The organism is Halovibrio variabilis (assembly GCF_007991175.1).
GTDB lineage: Bacteria > Pseudomonadota > Gammaproteobacteria > Pseudomonadales > Halomonadaceae > Vreelandella > Vreelandella variabilis.
The window spans coordinates 37,372-61,278 of sequence record NZ_BJXV01000012.1 but is presented as its reverse complement, the minus strand read 5'-3'; the positions used below and the strand labels follow the sequence as shown (position 1 = coordinate 61,278).

Annotated in this window: 18 protein-coding genes; 11 read left to right on the top strand and 7 right to left on the bottom strand. The window is 57.1% G+C overall.

The window, feature by feature from the left end; all coding sequences use genetic code 11:
* Nucleotides 1–3: 3 nt before the first annotated feature.
* Nucleotides 4–858, bottom strand: a complete 855-nt coding sequence (gene nadC, locus HVA01_RS11650) for a carboxylating nicotinate-nucleotide diphosphorylase (RefSeq protein ID WP_146875584.1) — start codon at nt 856–858, stop codon at nt 4–6.
* 122 nt (nt 859–980) lie between these two features.
* Here nadC and ampD point away from each other — a divergent pair, with 122 nt between their 5' ends.
* From ampD to HVA01_RS11615, 7 genes are all read left to right on the top strand, one after another.
* Nucleotides 981–1,562 carry a 1,6-anhydro-N-acetylmuramyl-L-alanine amidase AmpD gene (gene ampD, locus HVA01_RS11645; protein WP_146875583.1) on the top strand — a complete coding sequence of 194 codons (582 nt, stop codon included), beginning with the start codon at nt 981–983 and terminating at the stop codon, nt 1,560–1,562.
* Between the two features lie 401 nt (nt 1,563–1,963).
* Nucleotides 1,964–4,636: a pyruvate dehydrogenase (acetyl-transferring), homodimeric type gene (gene aceE, locus HVA01_RS11640; protein WP_146875582.1), complete on the top strand. Its 2,673-nt coding sequence runs from the start codon at nt 1,964–1,966 to the stop codon at nt 4,634–4,636.
* A 58-nt stretch (nt 4,637–4,694) separates the two neighbouring features.
* Complete coding sequence (gene aceF, locus HVA01_RS11635) at nt 4,695–6,749, top strand: pyruvate dehydrogenase complex dihydrolipoyllysine-residue acetyltransferase (RefSeq protein WP_146875581.1); 2,055 nt, start codon at nt 4,695–4,697, stop codon at nt 6,747–6,749.
* Nucleotides 6,750–6,977: 228 nt separating this feature from the next.
* Nucleotides 6,978–7,631, top strand: coding sequence for an adenylate kinase (adk, locus tag HVA01_RS11630; protein ID WP_146875580.1), 654 nt, complete (start codon nt 6,978–6,980; stop codon nt 7,629–7,631).
* A 106-nt stretch (nt 7,632–7,737) separates the two neighbouring features.
* Nucleotides 7,738–8,436, top strand: coding sequence for a tRNA (adenosine(37)-N6)-threonylcarbamoyltransferase complex dimerization subunit type 1 TsaB (tsaB, locus tag HVA01_RS11625; protein ID WP_146875579.1), 699 nt, complete (start codon nt 7,738–7,740; stop codon nt 8,434–8,436).
* Complete coding sequence (locus HVA01_RS11620; protein ID WP_146875578.1) at nt 8,433–9,140, top strand: class I SAM-dependent methyltransferase; 708 nt, start codon at nt 8,433–8,435, stop codon at nt 9,138–9,140. Before tsaB ends, HVA01_RS11620 begins: the two co-directional genes overlap by 4 nt.
* Before the next feature lie 28 nt (nt 9,141–9,168).
* Nucleotides 9,169–10,290: a phospholipase D-like domain-containing protein gene (locus HVA01_RS11615; protein WP_146875577.1), complete on the top strand. Its 1,122-nt coding sequence runs from the start codon at nt 9,169–9,171 to the stop codon at nt 10,288–10,290.
* A gap of 4 nt (nt 10,291–10,294) precedes the next feature.
* Here HVA01_RS11615 and HVA01_RS11610 read toward each other — a convergent pair whose 3' ends face one another.
* Nucleotides 10,295–10,954 (bottom strand): YecA/YgfB family protein, encoded by a 660-nt coding sequence (locus tag HVA01_RS11610; protein ID WP_146875576.1) that lies wholly within the window; start codon nt 10,952–10,954, stop codon nt 10,295–10,297.
* A gap of 119 nt (nt 10,955–11,073) precedes the next feature.
* Here HVA01_RS11610 and HVA01_RS11605 point away from each other — a divergent pair, with 119 nt between their 5' ends.
* Complete coding sequence (locus tag HVA01_RS11605) at nt 11,074–11,568, top strand: SprT family zinc-dependent metalloprotease (protein WP_371860146.1); 495 nt, start codon at nt 11,074–11,076, stop codon at nt 11,566–11,568.
* A 213-nt stretch (nt 11,569–11,781) separates the two neighbouring features.
* On the top strand, nt 11,782–13,731 hold the full coding sequence (acs, locus tag HVA01_RS11600) for an acetate--CoA ligase (RefSeq protein ID WP_146875574.1): 1,950 nt from the start codon (nt 11,782–11,784) through the stop codon (nt 13,729–13,731).
* 151 nt (nt 13,732–13,882) lie between these two features.
* Here acs and HVA01_RS17770 read toward each other — a convergent pair whose 3' ends face one another.
* Nucleotides 13,883–14,008 (bottom strand): hypothetical protein, encoded by a 126-nt coding sequence (locus tag HVA01_RS17770; RefSeq protein WP_022522133.1) that lies wholly within the window; start codon nt 14,006–14,008, stop codon nt 13,883–13,885.
* On the opposite strand from HVA01_RS17770, the gene HVA01_RS11595 reads away from it, so the two are divergent.
* Nucleotides 14,007–14,669, top strand: a complete 663-nt coding sequence (locus tag HVA01_RS11595; protein WP_146875573.1) for a response regulator — start codon at nt 14,007–14,009, stop codon at nt 14,667–14,669. The two genes, HVA01_RS17770 and HVA01_RS11595, sit on opposite strands and share 2 nt — an antisense overlap.
* A gap of 11 nt (nt 14,670–14,680) precedes the next feature.
* On the opposite strand, the gene HVA01_RS11590 is transcribed toward HVA01_RS11595, so the two are convergent.
* From HVA01_RS11590 to HVA01_RS11575, 4 genes are all read right to left on the bottom strand, one after another.
* Complete coding sequence (locus HVA01_RS11590; RefSeq protein WP_146875572.1) at nt 14,681–18,622, bottom strand: hybrid sensor histidine kinase/response regulator; 3,942 nt, start codon at nt 18,620–18,622, stop codon at nt 14,681–14,683.
* 121 nt (nt 18,623–18,743) lie between these two features.
* Nucleotides 18,744–19,256: a hypothetical protein gene (locus tag HVA01_RS11585; RefSeq protein WP_146875571.1), complete on the bottom strand. Its 513-nt coding sequence runs from the start codon at nt 19,254–19,256 to the stop codon at nt 18,744–18,746.
* Between the two features lie 121 nt (nt 19,257–19,377).
* Nucleotides 19,378–21,159, bottom strand: a complete 1,782-nt coding sequence (locus HVA01_RS11580) for a sodium:solute symporter family protein (protein WP_146875570.1) — start codon at nt 21,157–21,159, stop codon at nt 19,378–19,380.
* A 6-nt stretch (nt 21,160–21,165) separates the two neighbouring features.
* Nucleotides 21,166–21,426 (bottom strand): DUF4212 domain-containing protein, encoded by a 261-nt coding sequence (locus HVA01_RS11575; protein ID WP_146875569.1) that lies wholly within the window; start codon nt 21,424–21,426, stop codon nt 21,166–21,168.
* A 633-nt stretch (nt 21,427–22,059) separates the two neighbouring features.
* Here HVA01_RS11575 and HVA01_RS11570 point away from each other — a divergent pair.
* Nucleotides 22,060–23,904, top strand: a complete 1,845-nt coding sequence (locus HVA01_RS11570) for a DUF294 nucleotidyltransferase-like domain-containing protein (protein WP_146875568.1) — start codon at nt 22,060–22,062, stop codon at nt 23,902–23,904.
* The last annotated feature ends 3 nt before the right edge of the window (nt 23,905–23,907 follow it).

Here is a 23,907-nt window from a genome sequence, read left to right as displayed (position 1 = left end):
CGGTCACACGCTATAGCTGCGCGTGATGCGCATGGAGAGGTCAATTGAGGCGATGTCTTTGGTCAGGGCGCCGCTGGAAATGCAGTCAACGCCGGTCTCGGCGATTGCCCGCAGGGTGGTGGCATCGACGTTGCCTGAGGCCTCTAATGTGGCGCGACCGCCGTTAATTTCGACGGCAACGTGCAGGTCTTCAATGGCAAAGTTGTCGAGCATAACGATATCAGCGCTGGCTGCCAGCGCCTGGTCTAGCTCTTCAAAGGTTTCTACTTCTACCTCCACGGACAGGTCGCTGGCCAGCTTGCGCGCCAGAGCAACCGCCGCTTGAATCCCCCCGCAGGCGGCAATATGGTTCTCCTTAATCAAAAAAGCGTCCCATAAACCGATACGGTGGTTGTGCCCGCCACCGCAGGTAACCGCGTATTTTTGTGCCAAGCGCATACCGGGTAGCGTTTTGCGGGTATCGAGCAAGCGCACACCGGTGCCTTCAATTGCGTCCACGTAAGCGCGGGTAGCGGTGGCGGTGGCCGACAGCGTTTGCAGCACATTAAGGGCCGCGCGCTCGCCCGTAAGTAGGACGCGAGCGGGGCCTTCCAGGGTCAAAAAGCACTGACCCGCTTCAAGTTTATCGCCGTCGGCGGCATGCCAGTTCAGGCTTACCCGGCTATCCAGGCGGCGAAATAGCTCATCCACCCAGGGCACCCCGCATAGCACGGCGGCTTCACGGGTAATGATTTCGGCGCTGGCCCATTGGTGCTCCGGGATCAATTGCGCGGTAATATCACCGGGACCAACGTCTTCTGCCAGTAGGCGAGCGGCGCTGGCGCGGATTTCTTCAGCAAGAGCGGATTGATAATGCATAAGTGAATTCTCTCAACGTCGTCGAGTGTGATGGGCATTATGTTCAGTATAGCGAAACAAAGCGCTAGCTTAGAGAGAGTTAAACAAAGCGCTAGCTTAAAGCGTTAAAGGAGACCTTGCGCGTGGAAAATAAACGACCCGCTGGCGGTTGGTGGGAAAGCGCACGCTGCGTTGAGTCACCGAACTGCGACGCTCGGCCCGCAGGCGAAGTGTCGCTGCTCCTCATTCACGCGATAAGCCTTCCCCCAGGTCAGTTTAGCGGTACAGCGATTGAGGCACTGTTTACCAATCAACTGGCAAGCGATGAACATCCGTTTTTTGCCGACATTGCCCATTTACGCGTATCGGCACACTTACTGATCCGCCGTGACGGCGAGTGTGTGCAGTTTGTGGATACTGATCAGCGCGCGTGGCATGCCGGTCGCTCTTGCTGGTGGGATGCGCATCAAGCCCGCTGGCGAACGGCGTTAAACGATTTCTCGGTGGGTATTGAGTTGGAAGGAGACGACCATACACCCTTCACTCAAGCTCAATATAACGCGTTGGTTGCGGCAATAAGCTGGTTAATGGCACGCTATCCGCAATTGAACAGCGCGCGCATTACCGGTCATGCGCATGTGGCGCCACTGCGTAAAACCGACCCTGGGTTTGCGTTTGATTGGGCTTATTTTCGGCAATGCTTGGAGTATGAGATGTCTCGTTAACGTCGATTTAAGTGCTTCTCTATACAGTAAATAAAACGGTAGTTTGACTACACCTTGGGGCACCTTGGTCGTGCTGATAAACGTTGTGGTGCTTGCCTTCGTTATCCCTTATGTTGCGGTGCAATAGTTTGTTTTCGATAGGCTTTTTGGTAGCTACGCAATTGGCAGCGTGGCGACTTTGCGGTATCTTCTCGGGTATTAAACAAGTTATTTTAATACATTTGTGTAGCTTTACTACATCAAGACGTACGTAGCTTGTTGAATGTAGAGCGAAAACCCTTATCCGGCGTGCATTTGCCGGCTGAATACTGGCGTGTGGTGGTATCCTGACACCGCCGCCGCCCCAGGCCCTCAGGGGTAGCGGGGCTTATTGTCATTTATCGTCATTCGGAGAGACCTCTATGAGTCTGGAGACAAGAGAAGATCTCGATCCGACCGAAACTACGGAATGGATAGATTCCTTAGAATCGGTGCTGGATCGTGAGGGCGAAGATCGTGCCCGCTACCTGATGACCCGCCTGGCGGATCGCCTGCGCCGGGACGGGATGAAGGTGCCCTTCTCGGTGACAACCCCGCACCGTAATACGATTCCGGTTCACCGCGAAGCGCCGATGCCGGGTGATTTGTTCATGGAGCGGCGCATTCGCTCTTTGATCCGCTATAACGCGATTGCGCAGGTTATTCGTAACAACCGCGCCAAACCGGGCCTGGGTGGGCACATTGCCAGCTTTATGTCCTCGGCGACGCTGTATGACGTGGGCTTTAACCACTTCTTCCGCGCCCCGCAAGGCGACTTTGCGGGTGACCTGATTTATATCCAAGGCCATGTGGCGCCGGGTATTTACGCACGTTCCTTCCTGGAAGGCCGCCTGAGCGAAGAGCAGATGGATAAATTCCGCCAAGAAGTCGATGGCGGCGGTCTTTCCTCCTACCCGCACCCCTGGCTGATGCCGGACTACTGGCAGTTCCCCACCGTTTCCATGGGGTTAGGGCCCATTCAGGCGATTTATCAAGCACACGTGATGAAGTACCTGCATCACCGTGAGCTGAAGGACATGTACGACCGCAAGATCTGGTGCTTTATGGGTGACGGCGAGTGTGACGAGCCGGAATCTCTGGGGGCTATTTCATTGGCGGGTCGCGAAAACCTCGACAACCTCATCTTTGTCATCAACTGTAACCTGCAGCGCCTTGACGGCCCCGTGCGCGGTAACTCACGGGTCATGGACGAGTTCGAAGGCGTCTTCCGCGGCGCTGGCTGGAACGTGATCAAGGTTGTGTGGGGCCGTCACTGGGATCCGCTGTTCGAGAAGGATAAGAAAGGCATCCTTCAAAAGCGTATGGACGAAGCGGTCGACGGCGAGTACCAGAACTACAAGGCCAATGGCGGTGCGTATACCCGCGAACACTTCTTCGGTAAATACCCAGAGACCGAGGAGATGGTCAAAGACCTTTCTGACGAGGATATCTGGAAGCTTAACCGTGGTGGCCACGACCCGTTCAAGGTCTACGCGGCTTACAACGAAGCGGTGAATACCTCTAACGGCAAGCCCACGGTCATTCTGGCGCACACCATTAAAGGCTACGGCATGGGTAGCGGCGATGGCGAAGCTGCCAACGAAGCGCACCAGGTCAAGAGCATGGAATACGAGGCGCTGAAGACTTTCCGCGACCGCTTCGGCATTCCGATTACCGATGAACAGCTCAAAGACGTGCCGTACTACAAGCCGGAAGACGATTCTCCCGAGCTCAAGTACATGCATCTGCAGCGCGAACGTTTGGGTGGCTACTTGCCCAGCCGTCAGAGCGACTTTGAGGCGCTGGAGATCCCCAGCCTTGAAGACAAAACCTTTGCCTCGCAAATGGGTGGCTCAAGAGGCCGTGAAGTGTCGACCACCATGGCGTTTGTGCGGGTTCTTAACGGCTTGGTGAAAGATAAGCAGCTAGGCAAGAAGGTGGTGCCGATTATCCCTGACGAGGCACGTACCTTCGGTATGGAAGGCATGTTCCGCCAGCTGGGTATCTACACCTCGGAAGGTCAAAAGTACGAGCCGGTGGATAAAGGCCAGATCATGTTCTACCGCGAGGATCAGAAAGGTCAGATCCTCGAGGAAGGCATTACCGAAGCGGGCGCGATGTCGGCGTGGATCGCAGCGGCAACGTCTTACAGCAACAACAACGTCACACTGCTGCCGTTCTACATCTACTACTCGATGTTTGGCTTCCAGCGCATTGGCGACCTGGCCTGGGCGGCAGGCGATTTGCAGGCGCGCGGCTTTATGGTTGGTGGCACCGCAGGGCGCACCACGCTCAACGGCGAAGGCTTGCAGCACCAGGATGGTCACAGCTTGATTCAGGCCTCGACCATACCTAATTGCCGCAGCTACGACCCCACCTACGCGCACGAAGTGGCGGTCATCATGCAAGATGGTCTGAAGCGCATGTTCACCGACAAGGAGAACTGCTTCTACTACCTGACGGTCATGAACGAGAACTACGAGCACCCGGCGCTAGAAAACGTACCCGCCGATGATATCGTCAAAGGCATGTACCTGCTGCGCGAAACCCAGGGTGACAAAGGCCGCGTTCAGCTGCTGGGCTCGGGGACTATTCTGCGCGAAGTCGAAGCCGCCGCTGAGCTGCTCGAAAAAGACTGGGGCATCGGCGCCGATATCTGGAGTGTGACCAGCTTTAACGAGCTGCGTCGTGAAGCGCTGCTGCTAGACCGTGAAGCCTTCCTAAGCCCGGACGCCGAGGCCAATAAGCCCCACGTCACTCAATGCCTGGAAGGCCGCGATGGCCCGGTTATCGCGTCGACCGACTACATGAAGCTGTATGCCGATCAAGTGCGCGCCTGGGTGCCGGGTGACTACACTGTACTGGGTACCGATGGCTTTGGCCGTTCAGACACCCGCGAGAAGCTGCGTTACTTCTTCGAAGTAGATCGTTACTTCGTCATCGTGGCGGCGCTACGCGCGTTGGCTGAACGTGGCGACATTGATCGCAAGCTTGTCGGCGAAGCGCTGAAAAAATACGGCATTGATGTCAATAAGCCTAACCCGCTGACTAGCTAAACCGCTGCCCGGCGGGCAATTGCCCGCCGGCTCGATCCGATTTGGAAGGAGCGCGACCTTGAGTAGCGAAATCATCAAAGTTCCCGATATCGGCGGCGATACCGATGTCGAAATCATCGAGATTGCGGTGTCAGAAGGCGACGTCATTGAAGCGGAAGACACCCTAATCACGCTGGAATCCGACAAAGCCAGCATGGACGTGCCGGCCCCGAAAGGCGGCAAGGTACTCAAAGTACTGGTCAAAGAAGGCGATAGCGTCTCCGAAGGGGACGATATCGTTGAGCTGGAAGTCGAAGGTGGCGGCGACGAGACACCAGAGGCCTCGTCTGACAGCCAGCCAGAAGAAGCCCCAGCGAAACAAGACACGCCGAAAGAGCCGTCGCAAGAACAGTCTAAAGAGCCACCGCAAGAGCAGAAGCCCGCGGCTAAAAAGTCGGCCGGCGGTAAGCAGACGGTGGATATCACAGTGCCGGATCTCGGCGGCTCCGACAGCGTCGAAATTATCGAAGTCGCGGTCAGCGAAGGCGATGCGGTCGAGGCCGAAGATACCCTGATCACGCTGGAGTCTGATAAAGCCTCCATGGACGTGCCCAGCCCCCATAGCGGTAAGATCGTGAGCTTTACCGTGAAAGAGGGCGACACGGTTTCCGAAGGCGATGTGATCGGCCAGATGGAGATTGCTGGCGAAGGCGGCGACGACAGCGAAGACGCTTCTGACGAGCCGTCATCCAGCCAGGCCAGCGAGCCACAGGCGGCGGCTGAACAGGATGACGCGCCAGAAGAAGCCGCCAGCGGCGAACCGGAACGCAAAGAAATTCGCGTGCCGGACCTTGCGGGCGCCTCTGACGTGCCGATTATCGAGATCGGTGTCGCAGCGGGTGACGAGGTCAACGAAGAAGACCCGTTGATTACCTTAGAGTCCGACAAAGCCTCTATGGACGTGCCCAGCCCCTATAAAGGCAAGCTCCTTGAGCTTACCGTGAAAGAGGGCGACACGGTCTCTGAAGGCGATGTGATCGGCTATATGGAAGTGGCGGGCGCTAAAGCGGATGCCAAGAGTAAGCAAGCGGCACCGAAAAAAGCCGCACCTGAAAAAGCCGCAGCTGAAAAAGACAAGCCGAGCAAGCCCGCTGCGTCGCCGGCAGGTACGCCCAGCCCAGAAGCGCAGATGGCGTCCCACAAACCGCGTGACGGCAAATTGGTGCACGCCGGACCGGCGGTGCGCATGCTGGCCCGCGAGCTGGGTGTCGACTTGGAGCTGGTCAAACCTAGCGGCCCCAAAGACCGCGTGCTTAAAGAGGACGTGCAGAGCTACGTGAAGCAGGCGGTTGCCAATCAAGGTAAAGCCCAATCTGGCGCGGCGGCTACCGCTGGTTCGGGTATTCCGCCGATCCCGGAAGTCGACTTTAGCCAGTTTGGTGACGTGGAAGAGAAGCCCATGGGGCGCCTGCTCAAGATGGGCGCAACCAACCTGCATCGCAGCTGGGTGAACGTGCCCCACGTGACCCAGTTCGACGAAGCCGATATCACCGAGCTGGAAGCCTTCCGTAAGGCAATGAAGGCCGAAGCCGAAGCCCAGGGCGCCAAGCTGACGCCGCTGCCCTTTATGGTCAAGGCCTGTGCCTTTGCGCTGCGTAAATTCCCGCAGTTCAATGTCAGCTTGAAGGGCGATGGCGAGACCATGGTATGGAAGGACTACGTCCATATCGGGATCGCGGTGGACACGCCCGATGGCCTGATGGTGCCAGTACTGCGCGATGCCGATAAAAAATCCTTGATTGAGATTGCCAAGGAGATGGCCGATCTGGGCAAGAAAGCGCAGACCAAAAAGCTCAAGCGCGACGAGATGACCGGCGGCTGCTTCACGATTTCGAGCCTCGGTTCGATTGGTGGCACGGCGTTTACGCCCATCGTCAACGCGCCGGAAGTGGCTATTTTGGGCGTGTCCAAGTCCCAGATGAAGCCGGTGTGGGACGGCAGCGCCTTCCAGCCGCGGCTAATGATGCCGCTGTCGCTTTCGTATGACCACCGAGCGATTAACGGCGCCGATGCGGCACGCTTTACCGCCTTCCTGGCCGATGTACTCACCGATATTCGTCGTTTACTGCTGTAATGGGTAGCGATGTGCTTTAACAAGCGGCGCCCCTCGGGGCGCCGCTTGTGTTTGTTGAGCCGACAGCAGGGCGACCAAAGTGGTAGTTTTACACCACTTCGCTGATTTATCTTAAAAAAAGTGCAATAAAAGTGGGTCTCTCAGGCTTTTGGGGAGTTGTGTCGCTTGAGGGGCACGGTTATTGTCCATTAACCGATTATTATATTTTAAACTTCAAGGAGCAGTGCCATGCGTTTAATCCTGTTGGGTGCCCCCGGCGCGGGGAAGGGAACTCAAGCTCAGTTTATTTGCGAGCGCTTCAAGATTCCTCAGATTTCCACCGGCGATATGCTGCGCACGGCCATTAAAGAAGGCACTGAGCTGGGCCTGAAAGTAAAAGAAATCATGAACAGCGGTGGCTTGGTCTCCGATGACATCATCATCGACCTGGTCAAAGAGCGCATCAGCCAGCCCGACTGCGAGAATGGTTTTCTGTTCGATGGCTTTCCGCGCACGATTCCGCAAGCCGACGCCATGAAAGAGGGCGGCGTTAAGCTGGACCATGTCGTCGAAATTGCCGTACCTGATGAAGAAATCGTCAACCGTTTGGCGGGTCGCCGTGTGCACCAGCCCTCGGGCCGGATTTATCACGTTGAGCACAATCCGCCCAAAGAGCCGGGCAAAGATGACGTCACCGGCGAAACGCTGATTCAGCGGGAGGACGATCAAGAGTCCACGGTGCGTAACCGGCTGTCGGTTTACCACGAACAAACGGCACCGCTGGTGGATTACTACCAGCAGTGGGCCGCGCAGGACCCTGAAAACGCCCCTGAGTATCACCGTATTGAAGGCGTGGGCAGCGTGACGGATATTACTCGTCAGGTGAAAGAAGCGCTTAGCTAACCAACGCGTTTTACGCCTTTGCCGATGGCCCGCTTAATGCGGGCCATCGTCGTGTTAGCCTGACAAAGGTATAATGCCGCCATCTTTCTTACGAGTGGCCTTTGCTATGCCGTTACATCTGCTTGCCCTGGACGCTTCTTCAAGCGCCTGTTCAGCGGCCCTGCTGCGCCAAGACGATGCGGGCACAGCGTGCTTGGCGCGTTTTGAGATGACGCCACGGGCGCATACCCGTCGCCTTATGCCGATGGTCGATGCGGTGCTTGCCGAGGCGCAAGTGTCGCCCTCCCAGCTTGATGCCGTTGCCTTTGGCCGTGGGCCGGGTTCGTTTACCGGGCTGCGTATTGCGGCGGGTGTCGCCCAGGGGCTCGCGTTTGGTTTGGATTGCCCGCTGCTGGGTGTGTCTACATTGGAGGCGCTGGCCCTTCAGGGGCACCGTCGTTACCACCTCCGCCACATCGTCACGGCGCTAGATGCCCGAATGGGGGAAGTCTATGTCGCCACCTGGCACTGCCTGAAAGACACCATCACGGCGATGAGCGCTGAAGCCGTGCTTGCCCCCGAGACGCTACGCTTACCCGGCGATGAAACCGACTGGGTCGGCGTGGGCAGCGGCTTTACGCTGTGGGAGCAATTCTCCACTGAGGTGCAGTTGAACATGCCCCAGTCGTTAAATGACCTTGAACCGCGGGCTGAAGAAATGGCGTGGCTGGCGGCGCGCGATTTTGCCGCCGGGCTGGGGCGGGCCGCCCACTTGGTTCAGCCGGTTTATCTGCGCAACGACGTGGCCTGGAAAAAGCCTGCATGACGTTCACGGTTGATACGGCGCTGCCCGCCGAGCTTGCACTAGCGCAGCAGGGTGATCGGCTAGTGTTGATGGGCGATGAAGCACGCTACGGCAAACCGCTGAGCGTCGATTTTGTTGCCGGTAAGGCGGCTCATCGGCGCCAGTTTGGCGGGGGGCGCGGGCAGTTAGTCGCCAAGGCCTGCGGGCTAGCCAAGGGCGTGACGCCCAGCATTGTCGATGCCACGGCGGGGCTGGGCCGCGATGCCTTTGTGTTGGCGAGTTTGGGCGCTCAGGTGCTGCTCATCGAGCGGGTTGCGGCGATTGCGGCGCTGCTGGAGGATGGCCTGCAACGTGCCTCCCGGCATAGCGACACAGCGGAGATTGCTGCCCGCATGACGCTGCGTCACGGCGATGCCGCGCACTCCCTGGCGGCATTAGTGGCCAGCGCCCATTTTTCCCCCCAGGTGATCCATCTGGACCCAATGTTTCCCCATCGTGAAAAATCGGCGCTGGTAAAAAAAGAGATGCGTTTGTTTCGCCAGCTGGCCGGCGATGACAACGATGCCCCCCGGCTGCTTGAGGCGGCGTTGGATGTGGCCACTCACCGCGTGGTGGTCAAACGCCCACGTAAGGCGCCGCCGATTGCCGGCCCCGCCCCGCAACACACCTTAGCGGGCAAAACCAGCCGCTACGATTTGTATGTCCATCGTTCATTAGTACGCTAGCTCATCAGTGGCAAGGCAAGGAGCATCCATGCAGAACGTGTGGCGAAAAGGCAATCGATTTACGCTGCTGCCGGAAGCCTCGCGGTTTCTGCCGGCCATGTTTGAGGCGGTCAATGCCGCTGAGTACTATGTACTGCTAGAGCTCTACCTGATGGAGTCGGGGCAGCTTGCGGACCAAGTCATCGATGCCTTGATTGGCGCTGCCCAGCGTGGTGTATGTGTGTGTCTGCTGCTCGACGGCTACGGCGCTATGGGGCTAGCCAACGACGACCGCCAACGCCTCCAGCAGGGCGGTGTGCAGCTACGCTTTTTTAACCCCTTAGGCTTTCACTCCCTGGCCCGTAACCTGAGCCGCGATCACCGTAAAATGCTGGTGATTGATGGCGAGCTGGCGTTCACCGGTGGCTTTGGCGCGGTGGATGCGTTTCTCAGCGCTTGGTACGAAATTGCCTTGCGTATCGATGGGCCGGTAGTGGCCGACTGGGAGCAGCTGTTTCGGCAGCTGTGGCGTTCACGACTCACCCGCGGCGACAAGCGCGCTGGCATGGCCGCCGCGCTGCCCGAACAGCGTAAGCCGCGGGTGCATGCCAATGGCGTGACGGGGCGAGCAATGTCGGCCCGCGGCTATCGCTATCAAGCGATTCGCCATTCGCTGCATTACCGGGTTAGCCGCTCTAGCCGGTGTCTGTGGCTGTGTACGCCCTATTTTGTGCCCACTTTTGCGCTGCGTCGCCGCTTGGCTCGGGCGGCGCGGCGCGGCATTGACGTGCGCCTACTGCTGCCGGGAACAAAGCATGATCATCCCGGTGTCCGCTTTGCCAGCCAGCGTTTTTACCACTCCATGCTCAAGGCCGGGGTGCGTATTTTCGAGTTTCAGCCAACCTTTATCCATGCCAAATTTGTGCTTGCCGATGAGTGGGTAAGCATTGGTTCGTGTAATTTTGATCATTGGAATTTGCACTGGAACCTGGAAGCCAACCAGGAGGTGGTCGACCGCCAACTGGCAGGTGAAGTGCGCGCCCTGTTCGAGCGCAACTTCGTCACCAGCCAGGAAGTAGACGCCGCCGCTTGGGCGGCCCGGCCATGGAAGCAGCGCGCCCGTGAGTGGCTCTACGGCGTGCTGGATGCGCTGATCATGCGGCTAAGGTAGTGCGTTAGCGTTGTTTGCCTTTAGAGGGTGTCTTCTTGCGTGGTTTGGGTTTAGGGGTTTCCGACGGTACGCGATAGTGCAGGTAAAGATCCAGCACCAGTTCCGGTAGCTGGACGACCAGCGACTCCTGGCGGGCTTGATCCTTGGCCAGTTCAGCCATGTCCGGCTCATCGTCGAACAGTCCAGAGAGCAGCATAAACGGCAGCAGCAGGGTGGCCGCGGCTTCCTCGTCGTCTTGGAACCAGGCGCTTTCATCGCTGAAAACGCCCTCCATAAAGCCCGCGCACCAGTCGCCGATAGGGGTGTCCTCGGCGGGCTCCCCGCCCAGGGTTAACTCGAAAGGCAGCTCCGGTAAGCCGCCTTGCTCCAGCACGGCGACGGCATTGTCACGCAAGCGCGTTAGCAGCGTGATAATCTCATCCCGTTCGGCGTCATCGACGTAGCGGGGTTCGCCCTGAAACAGCTCAGCCAGCCACTGGGTAGGCGGCACTTCGCTAGGGGCCACCGCCAGCGCGACTAAAAAGCCATGCGCTGAAATCAGATCCAGGGCGTCTTCGTCCACTTGATCGGAGTCCAGGAAGTCGTCCAGTCTATCCAGCTGCTCGTCGTCGAGCAGTGGCTGCGGTGGCGTGTTCGTGTCGGGGGTGTCGCTACGCTCTGCCATGAGTCAAGCCTCGTCAATGCGAATCGGTAACTATCGGTCAATGTCTACTTATAACGGCTAGTTTATCACTAATGAAGACATCACCACTGCCTCCGTGGCCAGCTGCGGAACTGGCCACTATGCCACCCGTCGATTTACATCAAGCCGCGCTGGTTCGCGTCGAGCAGGCCTGGCGGCGCTGCCTAGAGGTGAGCCCGGGGTTGCCGCAGCCAACGGTATGGTTTGATTTGCGCGGCGCCTCGGCTGGGCAGGCGCATCTGGGTCGCGGCGGTATACGCCTGAACCCAGTGTTGCTGAGTGAAAACCGCATGGCGTTTTTCGATGAGGTTATTCCCCATGAGATGGCCCACTGGCTGGTGTTTCATCTGGCGCATGGAACGCGCTTGAAGCCCCACGGCCGTGAATGGAAAACGGTGATGCGCGACCTGTTTGGTCTAGCTCCCAGCGTCACCCACCGGTTTGATATTCGCCAGGCGCAGGCGGCGCCATATCGCTATCAGTGTGGCTGCCGTACCCACCATTTTACCCGGCGGCGTCATACTTTAGTGGTGAACGGGCGCCGCTATCGGTGCCGATACTGCGCTAAGACCTTGGTCTATAGGTCTGAAGAATAGTCCTTTTTAGTGTATAAATTACTGTTTTTTAAATAAAAAGTGATAATACCAATGTCTAAAGGGAAGGCCGTGCGAGGAGGTTTATGCTAGGGGGACATTAATCGATGTCGATACGCCTAAGAACAATATCGACTATATTTTCTGTAGGTAGAGAGTGCATTCTTACGGACAGATTTGCGGACATATTTACGGACAGAGGCCAGAGGCAATTTTATGAGCGATCAACAGAACGTCTATCCAGTGCGCGACGATTTTGCCGCCAATGCGTGGGTCGATAAAACCAAGTACACGGCCATGTACCAGCAGTCGATGGACGACCCGGAAGGCTTCTGGGCTGAACAAGCCAAACGCCTTGACTGGATTAAACCGCCCAGCAACATCAAAAATACCTCCTTTGCGCGTGACAATGTCGATATCCGGTGGTTTGAAGATGGCTTGCTCAACGTCAGCGCCAACTGCCTTGACCGTCATCTAGATAAGCGTGGCGATCAAACGGCGATTATTTGGGAAGGTGATGACCCCAAAGATTCCAAGCACATCACCTATCGTGAGCTGTATACCCGAACCAATCAGCTGGCTAACGCGCTCAAAGAGCTAGGTGTTGGCAAAGGCGATACCGTGACGCTGTATATGCCGATGATTCCCGAAGCCGCCATGGCCATGCTCGCCTGTGCGCGTATTGGCGCGGTGCACTCGGTGGTATTCGGCGGCTTCTCGCCCGATGCCGTCGCTCAACGAGTGATTGGTGCCGACTCCAAGCTGGTGATTACCGCCGATGAATCGGTGCGTGGCGGCAAGCACGTGCCGTTGAAAGAGAACGTAGACGCCGCCTTGACCCGTGAAGGCACCGACGTGTGCAAAAACGTCCTGGTGGTGAAGCGTACCGGCGGCGAGATTGATTGGAACGACGGCCGCGATATTTGGTTTGACGAGCTGGTCGACCAGCAGTCTGGCGAATGCGAAGCCGAGCCCATGGGCGCCGAAGACCCGCTGTTTATTCTCTACACCTCGGGCTCTACCGGCGCGCCGAAAGGCTTAAAACACACTTCCGGCGGCTACCTGCTCTATGCCGCCATGACCCATCAGTACGTGTTTGATTACCATGAGGGTGAGGTTTACTGGTGTAGCGCGGACGTGGGCTGGGTGACCGGCCATAGCTACATCGTTTACGGCCCCTTGGCGAACGGCGCAACCACCCTCATGTTTGAGGGTGTGCCGAGCTACCCGACGCACGGCCGTTTGGGTGAGATCGTTGATAAGCACAAGGTGAATATTCTTTACACTGCGCCCACCGCGGTGCGCGCGCTGATGGCCCATGGCGACAACGTCATGGATTCGAGCAAGCGCGACAGCCTGCGTTTGCTGGGTTCGGTGGGCGAGCCGATTAACCCCGAGGCCTGGGAATGGTTCTACCGTGTTATCGGCAACGAACAGTGCCCGATTGTGGATACCTGGTGGCAAACTGAAACCGGCGGCATCATGATTACCCCGCTACCGGGCGCCACGCCGCTCAAACCCGGCTCGGCGACCACGGCCTTTTTTGGCGTAAAGCCAGCCTTGGTGGATAACGAAGGTCATCTTCTTGAGGGCGCCACCGAAGGTAACTTGGTGATTCTCGACTCCTGGCCGGGACAAGCGCGCTCTATCTGGGGCGACCACGAACGCTTTATCCAAACCTACTTTTCGGCTTACGAAGGCATGTACTTCACTGGCGACGGTTGCCGCCGCGATGAGGATGGTTACTACTGGATCACTGGCCGCGTCGATGATGTCCTGAACGTATCGGGCCACCGCATGGGCACCGCTGAGATCGAATCCTCGCTGGTCGCGCACAGCGCCGTCGCTGAAGCGGCCGTGGTGGGTTTCCCGCACGATATAAAGGGACAAGGCATCTACATTTATGTCACCCTGGGTGACGGCATCGAAGCGTCGGACGAACTCAAAAAAGAGCTGACCCAATGGGTACGTAAAGACATTGGTCCGATTGCCTCACCGGATATCATTCAGTGGGCGCCAGGCTTGCCGAAAACGCGTTCAGGCAAAATCATGCGGCGTATTCTGCGCAAGATTGCCGCCAACGAGTGCGATGGCCTGGGCGATACCAGCACCCTGGCCGACCCGTCGGTGGTGGATGAGCTGATTGAGCATCGCGCCAATCAATAACGCTGCCGCCGCGTTAGGCTGTCTCGCCTAATAAAGCCTGTTATCGAGTGAAAACCGTGCCGACCTGAGTAGGTCGGCACGGTTGTGTTTATAAGTACGTGTTGGTAGATACGTATTGATAAATACGTGTTTCACTTGTATGAACTATCTATTATAAATTGTGCATGTGATGCTTGGGCATGATGAAGCCCATGGGGTACCATGCTTCACAACCGTAAGAGCCTAGCGTCGCGGCGGCAGACAACCCCGCTGCTCGAGGAACCGGAGGAATATCCATGGCAGTAGCTCATAAGTTTATCGTCGCTGACGATCACCCGCTGTTTCGTGCAGCGCTGACCCAAGCGTTACGCCAGTTGGCCCCCCAGGCGGAAATTGTCGAAGCGGACACCATGGAAGCCACCACCGAGGTGGTGAATCGCCACCCAGATGCCGACTTGATCCTGCTGGATTTACATATGCCGGGAGCCCACGGCTTCTCTGGTTTGATTCAACTGCGCGGCCAGATGCCCGATATCCCCGTGGCGGTGGTGTCGGGTAGTGATGAGCCTTATGTGGTGCGCCGTGCTATTGACTACGGCGCCTCGGGTTTTATCCCTAAATCGTCGTCGCTACAGCTGATCGCCGAGGCCGTCGGCGAAATTCTGCAGGGCGAAGTGTGGCTGCCCGAGGCGTTGGCCAACGTGCTGGACGAAACCAGCGAAGAGGAGTCGCGCTTTGCCGAGGCGATTGCCTCACTGACGCCCCAGCAGTTTCGCGTTTTGAATATGCTCACCGAAGGCCTGCTGAATAAACAGATCGCTTACGAACTGAGCGTTTCTGAAGCGACCATCAAGGCCCACGTGACCGCGATTCTGCGCAAACTGGGCGTTCACTCGCGCACCCAGGCGGTGATTGCCGCGCAGAAACTGGAAGTCGAGCCGCCCAAAGTCGTTTCTTAACCCCCTTTTGCCTAGCGCGCCGCGGCGCGATTGGCTTGTAAGGTGCGGGTCAGTAGCGCACGCAGCGCCGCGGGTTTTACGGGCTTCAGCAGTAGCTGATAGCCCGCCCGTTTGATCTCTTCGGCCACCGCTTCAGTGCGGTCGGCGGTAATCACAATCCCCGGCACCGCCCCTTCAAAGCGCTCGCTGAGCGCTTCCAAAGCCATTAAGCCAGTGACTTCATTGTCCAGGTGGTAGTCGGCCAGGATAGCGTCAGGGTCGCCGTCCATATTGCGTAAAATTGATTTAGCCCCGCCAATGCTGGTGGCGGTAAACACCTCGCACCCCCAGCCGCTTAACATGGCGGTCATGCCTTCCAAAATCAGCGTTTCATTATCAATACATATGATGCGGGTGCCGCTAAGCTTATGGCTACCCCGGCGCTGGGGCTCCTGCTCGGCACTGCTCGCCTCGCTGGCGGCAACAATCGGCACGCTAACCGAGAACACCGCGCCTTTGCCCACCGTCGAGCGGACCTTGATGGGATGCTCCAGCACCCGGCTCATACGGTCGGCAATGGAAAGACCCAGCCCGAGGCCTTTCTCACTCTCTTTATGCCGCGATACCTGATCCAAACGACGGAATTCCTGGAAAATCTCGCTGAGTTTGGAATCGGGAATACCCGGTCCGCTGTCCCACACTTCAATCGAAAGCCAGTTGCCCTGGCGTCGACAGCCCAGCAGTACGCGCCCCTCTTGGGTGTAGCGAATGGCGTTGGATAAGAAGTTCTGGACAATGCGGCGCAGCATCTGGGGGTCTGAGTCGACCCACAGCTGGGTGGGTACCACGTCTAAATCCAGCCCGCGATCGTCTGCCATCACCTCAAACTCGGCGCGTAGCGGGCGAATGATATCCGCCAGGGCAAAGTGGCTACGCCGCGGTGTTAAGGCGCCTGCGTCCAGCTTGGAGATGTCCAGCAGGGTGCTCAGCAGCTCCTCGGCGGCCTGCAGCGAGTTATCGATGTGGCCGACGATGCGCTGAGTATCGGTGGTGGTCACGTTTTGCATCAACGCGGAGGTAAATAGCCGTGCGGCGTTGAGCGGCTGCAGCAAGTCGTGGCTGGCCGCAGCCAGGAAGCGGGTTTTAGACGCGTTGGCATCTTCGGCCAGCTGCTTGGCCTGGCGCAGGGCAAGTTCCGCCTCGGCGCGCACCCGGTTCTCCTGACGCAGTGCTGCGTTCGCTTCAGAAAGCGCCTGGGTGCGTTCGCGCACGCGCTCCTCAAGGGTCTCGTTAGTCTCTTTGAGGGCGATTTCAGCCTGGCGGCGCTCGGTAATATCCTGATAGAGAGCAAAAAAGCCTAAGATCGCCTGGCTGTCGCCAAAGTGCGGTGTATAGGTGACCAGCATATAGCGCATGGCGTCGTTCACCCGCATCGAGACTTCAAAACTGACCCGTTCGCCGTTGAGCGCTCGCGTTACCCAGGGCGTGCGCTCTTCCGCTTGCTTGACCGGCAGCACGTCTTCAAAGCGGCGACCAATCACCGCGTTGCGGTCAATATTGAATGCCTGCTCGTAGGCGCGGTTGGTAAACAGATAACGGCACTCTTTATCGAAGTAGGCAATTAACGCGGGCACGTTGTCGGTGTAGATACGGATATTGTTTTCCGACCGAATCAGCGCCTCTTCGATACGCTTTTGCTGGGTAATATCCTGATAGGTATACACAAAGCCGCCGCCAGGCATTGGGTTGCCCTGCACTTCCAACACGCTGCCATCCTGGCGGTAGCGCACGTAGCGGTGGGGCTGGCCCTCGCGAATATTGTCGAGCAGCAGTTGGACGTGTTCTTCCGGGTCACCCGGCCCGTATTCGCCGTTGTGGGCGTTGTAGCGGAAAATGCGATCAATAGGGGCGCCAACGCGAATCAGATGGTCAGGGAAGCGGAACAGTTCCAGGTAGCGCTGGTTCCAAACCACTAGCCGCAAGCTCTGGTCAACCACGCTGATGCCCTGGTTGATGTTTTCGATGGTGGCCTGCAGCAGGGCGCGGTTGAACTCCAATACCTGGGAGGCTTCATCGACAATCGAGATCACGTCCGAAATGCCGATACCGCGCCCCTGAAGCGCCGAGTTGACCACAATGCGCGCCGACGACGCCCCCAGCACCGAGGCCAAAAAACGTTCGGTAAACTGGATAATATCGATCGACGCGCGGGTGCCGTTGTCGAGCGGTTTGCCCAGCCGGCGGGCGTAGTCTTCAAAAGCGCGTTCTACCTGGCCCGCGCCCAGAAAGCGCTCGCAGAGGACTTTTAAATCGCCGACGGTGGTGGCCCCGGTCCAGGGCCGATTGACCGACGTTTGGCGGGTTTCCACGCTATCCACGAACAGCGAGGCTTGAATACGCTCAACGACCCGCTGAGAGGTGACCTGAGAAACAAAGATATAGCAGAACAGATTGACCCCGAGTGACAGCATCACGCCATGGGTAAAGCTATCCCCCATATTAAGGCCAAACAGCGCCGTGGGGGATAGCCAGTTAAGCCCCAGCGGGCCGCCATCAAGCCAGCCTATCGGCAGCACCCCGGCATTGATCATGGCGGGCATTAGCAGGCTATAGGCCCAGATGGCAAAGCCGGCATTCATGCCGACGATCACCCCGAGTCGATTACCGCGCTTCCAATAGAGCCCGCCAATCAGCGCCGGGGCAAACTGGGCGGCGGCGGCAAACGACAGCATGCCGATGGAGGCTAGTGAGGTGAACTCGGCAATCAAACGGTAGAAGCCGTAGGCCATGGCCAAGACGGCCACAATGGTTAAGCGGCGTGCGCGCAGGACTAAACGGCCGTAATCGCGCGCTTTGGTGTCAAACCAGCGCAGGCGAAATAGCGCCGGGATAACGATTTCGTTGGAGATCATGATCGACACCGCCACTGCGGCCACGATGACCATGCCGGTGGCGGAGGAAAAGCCGCCGATAAAGGTGAGCAGCATCAGCCACTGGTGGCCCGAGGCCATGGATAGCGCCAACACGTAGGTATCGGGTTCCACCCCGCTTTCGGAAAATAGCAGCAGGCCAGCCGCGGCCAAGGGCACCACAAAAAACGCGATGGCTAGCAAATACAGCGGAAACAGCCAGCGCGCTTTGCTGGCGTCATCGGGGTGAATGTTCTCGACCACTGCTACGTGAAACTGGCGGGGCAGACACAGGATCGCCAGCATCGCCAGCAGCGTCTGAGCCCAGAAGCTCTGGCCAAAATCCTGGTTGGCGAGCTGTCGCTGGAGTTCAAGTTGGCTTTCAGCGCTGCCGATTAAATCGCCCAAACCGTTAAACATGCCCCAGGTAACAAAGGCGCCGAGCACCACAAAGGCCAGCAGCTTGACCAAAGATTCAAACGCCACGGCGTGGATTAAGCCCTCGTGGTGCTCGGTGGCGTCGGTGTGGCGGGTGCCAAACAGGATGGCGAAGATGGCCATGACAACGGCCACATAGAAGGCTGTATCACCAAACAGCGGCGTATGGGTCACATCGCTGGCATCGGTGAGTACGCTGAAGGTCGTCGAAACCGCCTTTAGCTGTAGCGCAATGTAAGGCAGGGTGCCAACCAGGGCGACTAAGCTGGCAAAAGCGGCCAGTGACTGGGTTTTGCCGTAGCGGGAAGCAATAAAATCGGCAATGGACGTAACGTTCTGGTGCTTGGCCACGCGGATCATTTTGGCCAGTACCGGCCAGAAAAGTAAAAACGTTAATATCGGCCCGACGAAGATACTCGCAAACGACCAGCCCGCCGTCGCTGCTTGGCCCACGGCGCCATAAAATGTCCAGGTAGTACAGTAAATGGCCAGCGCCAGGCTATAGATGATCGGGCGTCGCCGGGTGGCACCGTGGGTGCGCGCGCGGCGGTCGCCGTACCAGGCAATGCCGAACAGAACGGCAATATAAAGCAGCGATACCGCGACCAGTAGCCCGCCGTGAAACATGCCTTTCTCCCCAACCGAGTGTGCAACTGATCTAGCCAGTTTATAAAAGGCCTTATTCTAGGCGAAATACAGGGCCGTGTACGACCGTTGGCGCCGCTGATGTTGATTGGGGAGGGTCAGCTTAGGAGCTACATACGTTGTTCAGCAGCGGTGATGTCTCGCGCAGTGTGCGTATTTCTTCAAGAATAGGCTCGCGAGAGTCCTGATCCATGGGGACCAATTCGCGGCTCTCACAGTTGAGCAAGTATGGCTGGGTTATCAAAATATCGGTGTGGTGGCGCTCAAACTGATAAAGGATAAATTCTGCTAAGCGGGCGCCATCCTGCTCGCGCATGCGAATATTGTCACTATCGACCATGCTGAACTTGGTGGTCATGGGGAAGGCAACGGTCCACGGGCGCCACATCGCGGTACTTCTCTCGGTTGAAATGACCGTGGCGCTGTCAGGCAACTGCGCCTGCTTGTGTTCAAACCAGCTGTATTCCACCTGTATTTGATAGCCCAGCATGCCCAGTGCGCCGCACACCGGCACGATCCACTTGGGTAGCCGCTTGCCGCTCAAATTGCGCAGTATTAGCCCTATCCCGGCGGCCGCAAGGCCCGCAAACACGGCGGCGATCAAATGCCAAATCATAAATTATCCTTACTTAAAAGACATCGCTAAAAAACATCGGGCCTCCGTGAGGAAGCCCGATGGTGAGGTCGACTCCAAAACGTGACCGCATTATAGCGATAACGTCAGGAAGGCGTATGGCTTAGTGATCGACTGCTATGCCAGCCCCTTTGGGGAAGCGGACGCTTTCCACCAAATCCTGAATTTCCTGCGGTGGTGCTTTGGTCACGCTGCATACTGCGAAAGCAACGGCAAAGTTGATCATCGCACCCACGGCACCGAAGGACAGCGGCGAGATGCCAAAGATCCAGTTATCCGGGGTGTTAGCCAGCATATTGGTGTCCGGCACGAAGAACCAGCCCAGGAAGGTGAAGATGTACAGCAAGGTACTCAGCAAGCCTGCCAGCATCCCGGCAACCGCGCCTGAGTTATTCATCCGCGTGGAGAATATGCCCATCATCAGCGCCGGGAACAGCGAGGCGCCGGCGATACCAAAGGCCAATGCCACTGTCTGTGCCGCAAACCCGGGCGGATTAAGCCCCAAGTAGGTGGCCAGCAGTATGGCGCCGCCCATGGAGATCCGCGCTGCCAGCATTTCGCCTTTTTCGGTGATCTTGGGATTGATCATGGTCTTGATCAAATCGTGACTGATCGCCGACGAGATAGCGAGTAGCAAACCGGCCGCGGTAGACAGCGCCGCGGCGATACCCCCTGCTGCGATCAAGCCAATCACCCAACTGGGCAGGTTAGCAATTTCCGGGTTGGCGAGCACCAGGATATCGTTATTTACCGTCAGCTCGTTGCCTTCCCAGCCACGATCAGAAAAGTCGGCTGAGTCATTATACATCTGAATACGGCCGTCATTGTTGAGATCAGTGAAGTTGATAAGGCCTGTTTCTTCCCAGGTGCGTACCCAGTCTGGGCGCTCTTCGTACAGAATCGGGTTTTGCGCGGCCTCTTCGTAGTTCTCAACCTGACCAGCCATCTCTGGATACACGGTGGTCGCCAAGTTCAGGCGTGCCATCGAACCCACGGCTGGCGCGGTCAGGTAGAGCAGGGCGATAAACACCAGTGCCCAACCAGCAGACCAACGTGCGTCGGCTACTTTCGGCACGGTGAAGAAGCGAATGATAACGTGAGGAAGGCCGGCGGTACCCACCATCAACGACAGTGTGAACAGCACCATGTTGAGTTTGTTGTCCACATCCGCGGTGTAGTCGCGGAAGCCAAGCGCATTGACCACATCATCAAGTTTTTCCAACAACGGTATGCCGGATTCAGTATGCGTACTGAACATGCCGAACATCGGAATCGGGTTGCCGGTCAGCTGGAAGGCAATGAATACCGCTGGAATGGTGTAAGCGATGATCAGCACAACGTACTGAGCGACCTGGGTATAGGTGATGCCCTTCATGCCGCCGAAAACGGCGTAAAGGAAAACGATCAGCGCCGCTAGCCAGATGCCCCAGGTGTTGCTGACTTCAAGAAAGCGTGAGAACGCCACGCCTGCACCGGTCATTTGGCCAATAACGTAGGTCACCGAAGCCACAATCAAACACACAACCGCCACCAGGCGAGCGGTGTTGCTGTAGAAGCGGTCACCGATGAAATCGGGCACGGTGAACTTACCAAACTTACGCAGGTAAGGGGCCAATAGCATCGCCAGGATAACGTAGCCACCGGTCCAGCCCATTAGGAAGGTCGAGTTGGCGTAGCCACCGGAGGCCAGCAAACCGGCCATGGAGATAAACGATGCTGCTGACATCCAGTCTGCGGCGGTCGCCATCCCGTTAGTGATCGGGTGAACACCGCCGCCGGCGACATAGAAGTCTTTCGTTGAGCCGGCGCGCGCCCAGATCGCAATGCCGATATACAGGGCAAAGGAGGCGCCGACGAACAGTAAGTTAATTGCAAACTGGCTCATACCGGCTTACTCCTCAAGGCCAAATTTTTTATCGAGTTTATTCATCTTCCAGGCGTAGAAGAAGATGATACCGATGAAGGTTAAGATAGAGCCCTGTTGCGCAAACCAGAAGCCAAGATCCGTTCCGCCAACCGGGATACCGGCCAGAAGAGGGCGAAAGAGGATAGCGCATCCGTAAGAAACAAATGCCCAAACGACCAGGCATCCGGCAATCAATCGGACGTTAGCTTTCCAGTATTTAGCAGCATTGCTTTTGTCATCTGCCATTGTGTTGCTCTCCACTTGTGATTTGTAAGGGTGGGAAAGTTCACGAGGAATAGCGTGAGACCCATCAGGGCAATCGCACGTCAAAGGCCACTCAGTCGTTAAGAGTGGTATTCGCTATCAACTGTCGAGTTAGTTAGTGACCTGCGATTACCCTAAATGACTCGTTGTTAATACTGGGCAATAAACGCCAAAAAATAAATCCCAGACTTTCGTATCAATAAGCCCCAAAAGTAATTTTTTTGATATGCAAGTGTTTGAAAATAAGTGTTTTTTATTGGGTTTTAAGCGAATTTTGTAGGCGTTTAAAGCGCTATGGGACAATAGTCTAGTGAGCAAAGAAAAGCGGTTATTGGCTACTTTAATTGCAGGTATGGTGTTTTGGAGAAACCGCGGTTAGCCACTATCGATACTTTGGTCGTGTGCCAAACGTCGCTTCGACCTTGGCGTCATAGCTAAAGGTATAACAAGGTTCTACTTGCCTGATGGGAAGTGAATCCTTTATACCCGTAGCGTTAGCTTTGCATCATAACCGTGAGCCGTTTGTCCCTATCGACGTTATCACCTGTTCGCCGTATCAGCACTGTGTTTAGTGCCGGTGGCTAATTCGCCATTAGTTAAGTGAGGTCATGCACAATGGTTGATGTGGATTTATCCCAACTGCCGTTTACGCTTCTTGACGATGAAGGGCGTGACCATATTCGCCGTGGCATCGATCTTGCCTATTACGACCGCGACGAAATTATTTTAGAGACCGGGCAGGCGGGTGAGTTTGTCTTTTTAATTCATAGCGGTGAGGTGGCGGAATTAGACCCCACGCTACCGTCCTCAAGCGCCCGCATCGGGCACTACACGGCGGGAGACCTGTTTGGCGCGATCAGCATTTTAAACGGTAAAAGCCGCTATCGCTTTCAGGCAGAGCAGGAGTGCCTGTGCTACTTGTTACCAAAAGCACTGTTCCAACAGCTGTGTCAGCGCTACCCTGATTTCAGCAATTTTTTCCGCCAGTCGCTGGCGCATAAAGCGCGCTTGCTGACCGAAAAACGCGCCGAAGGTGGCGTCACCATGGCGGGCTTTATGTTGGCCAAGGTGAGCGAGTGTTTGCGTGAACCGTTGCGGGTGGCAGCGTCCACCGCTATTGCCAGCGCTGTGAAGCAACTTAATGAAAGCCATGCCGATAGCCTGCTGGTCGATACTCAAGGCCGACTGGGCATGGTGACCAAAACCGATCTGCTCAATGGCTTGGTGTTGGAGGGCCGGGACGTTTCATCGCCGGTGGATGAGATTGCGCATTTTAATCTGGTGACCGTGGCGCCGGATCAATACCTGTTTGAAGTGCTGGTCCTGATGACGCGGCACAAAGTTGAGCGAGTGGTGGTGATGGAGGACAACGCCTTGAAAGGCGTTGTCGAGCTCACTGACGTGCTCAGCTACTTCTCAAGCCGTAGCTACGTCGTCAGTTTGCAGGTCGAGCAGGCGGCCAGTTTGCAGGCGCTCTCGGCGGCTAGCCAGCGCACGCCTGAGCTTGTCAAAGCGCTGATGGCCCAGGGCGTTAAGCTACGCTTTGCGATGGACCTGCTTGCCGCACTGAATGGCCGTATTATCAGTAAAGCCTGGGAATTCACCATTGAGGAGCAGTACCGCGAGCAGAGCTGCATGATGGTCATGGGCAGTGAGGGGCGTGGCGAGCAAATTCTCAAAACCGATCAAGATAACGGCTTGATTCTCGCCGATGATACCCAGTGGCCCAACCTGGAAAGCCACATGCAAACGCTAACCGATACCTTGATTCAGCTGGGTTACCCGCCATGCCCTGGCAATATTATGGTATCGAACCCTGAGTGGGTGGCCACGGTATCGCAGTGGAAAGGCAATATAGCCAAATGGGCCAGCAAGCGTGATGGCGACAGCTTGTTAAAACTGGCGATAATGCTTGATGCCCACGCCGTGGCGGGTAACCCGAGCCTGCTGGAGAGTGTCCGTGAGGAACTGTTTAAACGCTGCTCAGGGGATGAGCTGCTGCTGTCCTACTTTGCTCGTACGGCACTACGCTTTTCAACGCCGCTGACGCTGTTTGGCTCGCTGAAAAAGCCTCAACACGGCATCGATATCAAAAAAGGCGGCATTTTCCCGATTGTTCACGGCGTGCGCACCATGGCGCTTGAACGGCGCATTAGCGCCACCTCGACGTTTGACCGCTTAGACGCGCTGGCCGCCGACGGTCGTTTGGATCGCCGCTTTGCCGATGACCTGGGCGAGGCCCTGGCACTTTTCACCGAACTGCGCCTTAAGCAGCAGCTTGCCATGTTGGAGACGACAAACAACGGGCAAGAAACCGACTCTCAGCAGAGCAGCCGCGCAAACCGCGTGGTGGTGCAAAACCTCTCTTCGCTTGAGCGTGACCTACTGCGCGAGGCGCTGCACATTGTCAAAGACTTCAAACAGCGGCTTTCCCATCGTTACCATCTGGAGTATTCGTGAGTG

Coding starts and splice junctions, on each gene's coding strand:
- HVA01_RS11605 (WP_371860146.1), top strand. CDS start 11,074: ATGCCACCCGTCGATTTACATCAAGCCGCGCTGGTTCGCGTCGAGCAG.
- HVA01_RS11575 (WP_146875569.1), bottom strand. CDS start 21,426: ATGGCAGATGACAAAAGCAATGCTGCTAAATACTGGAAAGCTAACGTC.
- adk (WP_146875580.1), top strand. CDS start 6,978: ATGCGTTTAATCCTGTTGGGTGCCCCCGGCGCGGGGAAGGGAACTCAA.
- tsaB (WP_146875579.1), top strand. CDS start 7,738: ATGCCGTTACATCTGCTTGCCCTGGACGCTTCTTCAAGCGCCTGTTCA.
- acs (WP_146875574.1), top strand. CDS start 11,782: ATGAGCGATCAACAGAACGTCTATCCAGTGCGCGACGATTTTGCCGCC.
- HVA01_RS11615 (WP_146875577.1), top strand. CDS start 9,169: ATGCAGAACGTGTGGCGAAAAGGCAATCGATTTACGCTGCTGCCGGAA.
- HVA01_RS11595 (WP_146875573.1), top strand. CDS start 14,007: ATGGCAGTAGCTCATAAGTTTATCGTCGCTGACGATCACCCGCTGTTT.
- HVA01_RS11620 (WP_146875578.1), top strand. CDS start 8,433: ATGACGTTCACGGTTGATACGGCGCTGCCCGCCGAGCTTGCACTAGCG.
- aceE (WP_146875582.1), top strand. CDS start 1,964: ATGAGTCTGGAGACAAGAGAAGATCTCGATCCGACCGAAACTACGGAA.
- HVA01_RS11580 (WP_146875570.1), bottom strand. CDS start 21,159: ATGAGCCAGTTTGCAATTAACTTACTGTTCGTCGGCGCCTCCTTTGCC.
- HVA01_RS11590 (WP_146875572.1), bottom strand. CDS start 18,622: ATGTTTCACGGCGGGCTACTGGTCGCGGTATCGCTGCTTTATATTGCC.
- HVA01_RS11610 (WP_146875576.1), bottom strand. CDS start 10,954: ATGGCAGAGCGTAGCGACACCCCCGACACGAACACGCCACCGCAGCCA.
- HVA01_RS11570 (WP_146875568.1), top strand. CDS start 22,060: ATGGTTGATGTGGATTTATCCCAACTGCCGTTTACGCTTCTTGACGAT.
- nadC (WP_146875584.1), bottom strand. CDS start 858: ATGCATTATCAATCCGCTCTTGCTGAAGAAATCCGCGCCAGCGCCGCT.
- HVA01_RS17770 (WP_022522133.1), bottom strand. CDS start 14,008: ATGGATATTCCTCCGGTTCCTCGAGCAGCGGGGTTGTCTGCCGCCGCG.
- HVA01_RS11585 (WP_146875571.1), bottom strand. CDS start 19,256: ATGATTTGGCATTTGATCGCCGCCGTGTTTGCGGGCCTTGCGGCCGCC.